Here is a 5225-nt window from a genome sequence, read left to right as displayed (position 1 = left end):
TGCCGTCCTGCCATTTGCCCCACCCAGCCGAATAACCATCAATGCACACGAGAGTATAGCCTTTGGGCTGGACTTCGTTCCGCATTGCCATTCTCTCAACGGGGATGGACAAGGTCTCACCTTTTAAATACCGGATGGCCTCAGCATCTGAACTGGAGAGATTGATGCTTCTAGACGCCTCTGAAGGGCGTAATGCCACCGCCAGTGGGTGTGAAGGCACAAAGCGACCATTCTTGTCGGTACCCATAAACCAGCCTGGTCGCACCACCTTAAGGCCGTCCAAACGATGTGATGCTAATGGCGACTGATAAATACGATCTCCGTAAACCACCGTATAGCCTGTAAAGCACACCTCCAGCTGCTCCTTCACAAATTGGTGATAGGACTCCAGCACATCCTGTGGGGAGCGTGCAGCGGATTTTACATTTTCCTTGCCAGAACGGGACTTATTGCCACCCAAGCCGCGCGCGGACTTTCCTTTACCGGACTTCCCGTCCATTCCTTTACCATTTCGTTTAGGCTCACCAGTCGCATGTCTTCCTTGACCGCTTGGCGTCAACGCTTCCTTGACGGACAAAAACTGCTTCTTCCGTGGATACACTGCATCTATGTTCAATGCCCTGTCATTCTTGTCCTCACGTTGAGTCAAATCCCCGGATTCAGTGTGATCTTCCATCGCAGCAGCATTGCCACCCCGATGTTGCAACACAGCGATAAAATGGCCTTCTCCCTCTACGAGATGCGGCCAAAGGCGTGCTGTTCCCCGCAGTTCGGGGTGTGCTGCCGCGACCTCTTCACTCATCCATTCCGGATGACCTGGTGCAAAGCCTGCTTCCGATGGAACAGGGACTACGTCAAAATCGGGATGAGCTCCCAGAAATTCTGCGATCATTCCTTCGTTTTCTTCTGGCGCAAAGGTGCAGGTCGAATAGACAATTCTCCCTCCTGCGCTCAGCATTGAGGCCGCTACACGCAAAATGTCCCGTTGCATGACTACACATTTATCCACCGAATGCGTCTCCCATTGTTTTGCCATATCCTCATCCTTGCGGAACATACCTTCTCCCGAGCAAGGTGCGTCAATTAGTATCTTGTCAAAAAAATGAGGAAAGGCAGCGGCGATTCGATCCGGGCATTCATTCAGTACCACGGCATTACGCACACCGTACAATTCCACATTTTTAGCCAACGCTTTGGTTCGGTCCGCGCTAATATCATTTGTCACCAATACGCCGCTTCCTTGTAGTTTGGCAGCTATTTGGGTCGATTTCCCGCCCGGTGCAGCGCACAAGTCCAATACAGCTTCGTCCTGAGCTACATTGAGTAGCTCAACTGGAGACATTGCACTCGGTTCCTGTACATAGTACAGCCCCGCATGGTAGTAAGGATGTAACCCCGGCTTTGTACCGTGCGGAATGTAGAAACCCGTGGCACACCACGGAATCGGCCGCAGTTCGAACGGAGAACGTTCCTTAAAGTCCTCCATCGGAATTTTTAACGTATTGACGCGAATCCCGGCATGGGGCGTGTGGTCATAGGCGGTCATAAATGCTTCAAATTCGTCGCCGAGCAATTGCTCCATGCGCTTTACAAATGCTGTGGGGAGCTGTACACCCATAATCGTAATCATCCTGTCCTTTTAAAATAAATTTTATTGTACCATATTCAACCTGTTATCCTGCAATATCGGTGTGATTTACAAACTTTCACTACAAGCTGTAATGTTGTATAATAATGAGATTCATAGCTACATATTTTGAATTTTGATAGGAGAGATTGCATTGAACGCACAAAAATCCAACAAAAAAAAGCTTATACCTGTCATCGGCTTTTTTGTTGTGCTGGTCATTTTGCTTGGAGTGCTGCTCGCTTTAAATTCAGGCACTAAAAACAAGCTGTATGGCGTTTCCACAGCCTCGTTAAATCCTGCTACTCAAGAGCTGCTGAATGACCCGAACTATCAGCAAATTATTAAGCCGGAAGATCTACAGAGCAAAATTGACAAAAAGGAAAACTTCTTCGTCTATCATTTCGCGTCCGACTGTGTGCATTGCCGCGCCACTACTCCTAAGCTCTTGCCTTTGAGCAAGCAGGAGAACATTACGATGCACGAATTTAACCTGCGTGAGTATGAGGTTGGCTGGGACAAGTATAAGATTGAGTATACCCCTACGCTCATTTATTACGAAAAAGGCGTGGAAAAGGAACGTATGGTAGGCGGGTTGAAGGAAAGTCCTTCGGACAATGGGTACACACTCGACGATTTCAAAGCCTTCTTTGAGAAATATAAAAAGAACGTAACCTCCTAGTCAAACGTTCACACACCTGAAACGATAAAGCAGCCCGATCCCCATGAAACGGATCGGGCTGCTTGCTTATCATGTGCTTCAAACTCAAGGCGCATCCTTCGTTTCCACCGAGACAAAGCCCGGTCCGCCAGCGGCCTGTCTTCGCCTAATTGAAGCTTCCAGCGCTTGCTGACGCCGCTCATGCTTTTCCCCACGCCGAGGACCTCTCTGCTGCGGGATGTTGACTGGAATGGACAACGATGCCTTCTCCACGGCACGGCGCAACCCGGGCTCGACGATTTCAATCGTCAAATCCCGATAAACCGGCGGTTGGTGCTGAAGCTCTTCCGTGCAGGTCATAACAGCTTCAGCAAGCTGACGGGCACAAACGCGCGCCTCGTCCACCAGTTTCGCCATATTAATGCCCAGCGCCTGCGAAGGAGCATGCTCCAGCCGGTGAACCGCACTATCCAGCATCATATGTCCACCACGATAGTTACCATTCCGAAAATGATACAGTCCTACAGCAACTTGCAGCAAACCTTTATATACAGGGTCACGGTCCAGCTTAAGCCACAGCTCTTCCAGTACCTCATGACATTCAAAGTAATCCCGATCCCGATTGAAGTATACCAAATAAGTCACGTACAGCGGTTCGTAGGAAAGGTTTGCCATTTAATATTCATCCCTGTCTTCTTCCTTGGTAGAGGCTTCTAGCATCTCTTTAACCTCATCGTGAAGCAGCTTGATTCCTTCCATGTCGTGCCGTTCCCACAGTTCATTAAATCTGCGCTGCGCATCAATCGTTTCACTGATCTTATGGTAGAAATACAGCCGATGCATACCTGTTAGCACTTTGGATACGATATTGGCTTCATCCTCGAACTTTTTCTGCGCTTCCAATATTTCAAGACGCATGGAAGACATCTCATTATCCAATACAAAGGCTGCCTCAGCTGCCTTTTTCAACCGTGTGCGCATATTATCAGGCAAGCTTTCACGATACTTATAGCTAAGAGAATGTTCTATGGTTGCCCAAAAATTCATAGCCAACGTGCGGATTTGAATCTCTGCCAGCACGATTTTCAGCCCCACTGCTGTTTGAACCGGATACTCCACAATCATATGAAAGCTACGATAGCCGCTGTCTTTATAATTAGTGATATAGTCCTTTTCATACAGTACGGTCAAATCCTTACGTCTTCTGATATATTCGGCCACCCGCCGAATATCCTCTACAAATTGACACATAATGCGAATGCCTGCAATATCCTCGATTCCCGTCTCCAGCTGATCAGAAGGAACCTGTAATCTCTTCGCCTTATCGAGGATGCTTGATATTTTTTTAACCCGTCCGGTTACGAATTCGATAGGAGCGTATTCCTCGCGCTTTTTCAGCTCCGCACGCATTGTTTTGAACTTGACCTTAAGCTCTTCCACCGCCTGATCGTATGGCAGTAAAAATGTTCCCCAGTCTCTTCCGTCCATCCCCGTACCTCCTGTCTCTTCCGACAACACTTTTTTATCTGTGATCTGCACCAACAGCCTCGGTAATGTGTCTAAAGCCGTCCTTTCGAAGCATCTCACGCAGGCCAGCATGTATAGCCCTATTCACTTCCGGCCCTTCGTAGATCAATGCTGTATAAATTTCAATCAGGCTTGCGCCTGCTTTAATTTTGTCATAGGCATCACGACTCGTGAAGATGCCGCCTGATCCGATAATAGGCAGCTTACCTTCCGTCTGGCGGTACACCCGTCCGATGACCTCTGTGGAACGGTCACGCAGCGGCTTACCACTCAGCCCTCCTGTTTCACTCGCATTTCGGTGCGTCAGACCAGCTCTGGATATTGTTGTATTGGTCGCAATAATGCCGTCTACTCCACTGGCAGCAATCGCGTCTGTCATATATTCCAATTCCTCATTCGATACATCCGGCGCAATTTTAACCAGTACAGACTTGGCATTGCCATACTTTTTCGCCTGGACTCCCATCTCTGCCCGAACCGCTTCCAATAGCGACTTCAGTTCATGACCATGCTGGAGCTTTCGTAAATCCGGCGTATTCGGCGAGCTAATATTCACTACAAAGAAGTCCGCATATGGATACAGTGCAGAAATACACTTTTCATAGTCCTTATGAGCATCCTCATTGGGCGTGAGTTTATTTTTACCGATATTAACTGCGACCGGAACAGGTCGATGTTTGAGTGCAGCCAGACGTTTGGCCATGCTCTCAGCACCCAGATTGTTAAAGCCCATCCGATTGACTAACGCCTCATCGGGAGGCAGTCGGAACAAACGAGGTCGATCATTGCCGGGCTGTCCCACAGGTGTCACCGTTCCCACTTCCATAAATCCAAACCCGATAGAAGAAAAACCAGTAACCGCTTCTGCATTTTTATCCAGTCCTGCAGCCAGTCCAATCGGGTTGGGAAAATGAATGCCAAACAGATCAACGGCAAGATCCTCCGTTTCCTTGACTCCGTACATCCCTCGCAGTGTCGCTGCTCCACCAGGGAGTGAACCCGCATGTTTTAAGCCGTCAATGACTACATGATGGCCGTCTCTGGACTCATTTTAAAAAAAACAGGTTTAGCAATCCTTCGATACAACACGATTCATCCACTCCGTTCTATGCCCTTGCACAATCCTAAAAAAACATCTCTACAAAATAGTTTAGCTTTTTCCATACCAAAAAGAAAGTAATTTGCGAGGTGTAGTATCAGAACAATTCAGTTGTCATGGAGATGTCATTGAAAATGTATAATCAAACCATTTACAATGGACATAGTAAGACAAGACCTTAGCCCGTTAGAAAAGAGGGATTGCTGATATGAAGACCAAGCGCAAGCCGCCCAGTCTGCAAAAGAAAAAGGATGAGGTGAACAAGAAAGCGATTGTATGGACCGCCGTCAGCTTTGTTCTCCTCATCATTG

General features: G+C 48.0%; 4 protein-coding genes and 1 pseudogene. 1 reads left to right on the top strand and 4 read right to left on the bottom strand.

The features are described 5' to 3' along the window. The coding region (locus GRP75_RS18710; protein WP_160790030.1) for an RsmB/NOP family class I SAM-dependent RNA methyltransferase at window positions 1-1618 on the bottom strand (1618 nt) is incomplete at its 3' end. 163 nt (window positions 1619-1781) lie between these two features. On the opposite strand from GRP75_RS18710, the gene GRP75_RS18705 reads away from it, so the two are divergent. Beyond that, a complete protein-coding gene (locus GRP75_RS18705) occupies window positions 1782-2309 on the top strand; it encodes a thioredoxin family protein (protein WP_160790029.1) in 528 nt (175 codons plus the stop codon). An 84-nt stretch (window positions 2310-2393) separates the two neighbouring features. Here GRP75_RS18705 and GRP75_RS18700 read toward each other — a convergent pair whose 3' ends face one another. The 3 genes and pseudogenes from GRP75_RS18700 to GRP75_RS18690 all read right to left on the bottom strand — a co-directional run bounded on the left by GRP75_RS18700 (window position 2394) and on the right by GRP75_RS18690 (window position 4904). Then, window positions 2394-2963: a DUF309 domain-containing protein gene (locus GRP75_RS18700; protein ID WP_160790028.1), complete on the bottom strand. Its 570-nt coding sequence runs from the start codon at window positions 2961-2963 to the stop codon at window positions 2394-2396. Beyond that, window positions 2964-3776: a GTP diphosphokinase gene (gene yjbM, locus GRP75_RS18695; protein WP_023988035.1), complete on the bottom strand. Its 813-nt coding sequence runs from the start codon at window positions 3774-3776 to the stop codon at window positions 2964-2966. A gap of 34 nt (window positions 3777-3810) precedes the next feature. After that, window positions 3811-4904 (bottom strand): annotated as a pseudogene (locus GRP75_RS18690) (quinone-dependent dihydroorotate dehydrogenase). Between the last annotated feature and the right edge of the window lie 321 nt (window positions 4905-5225).

It is taken from the genome of Paenibacillus sp. OT2-17 (assembly GCF_009827695.1).
GTDB lineage: Bacteria > Bacillota > Bacilli > Paenibacillales > Paenibacillaceae > Paenibacillus > Paenibacillus polymyxa_B.
The sequence above is the reverse complement of the archived record's forward strand: the minus strand, read 5'-3'. Positions and strand labels throughout refer to the sequence as shown.

Bases quoted from the DNA above. Each gene is read 5' to 3' on its own strand.
- yjbM (WP_023988035.1), bottom strand. From the start codon at position 3,776: ATGGACGGAAGAGACTGGGGAACATTTTTACTGCCATACGATCAGGCG.
- GRP75_RS18700 (WP_160790028.1), bottom strand. From the start codon at position 2,963: ATGGCAAACCTTTCCTACGAACCGCTGTACGTGACTTATTTGGTATAC.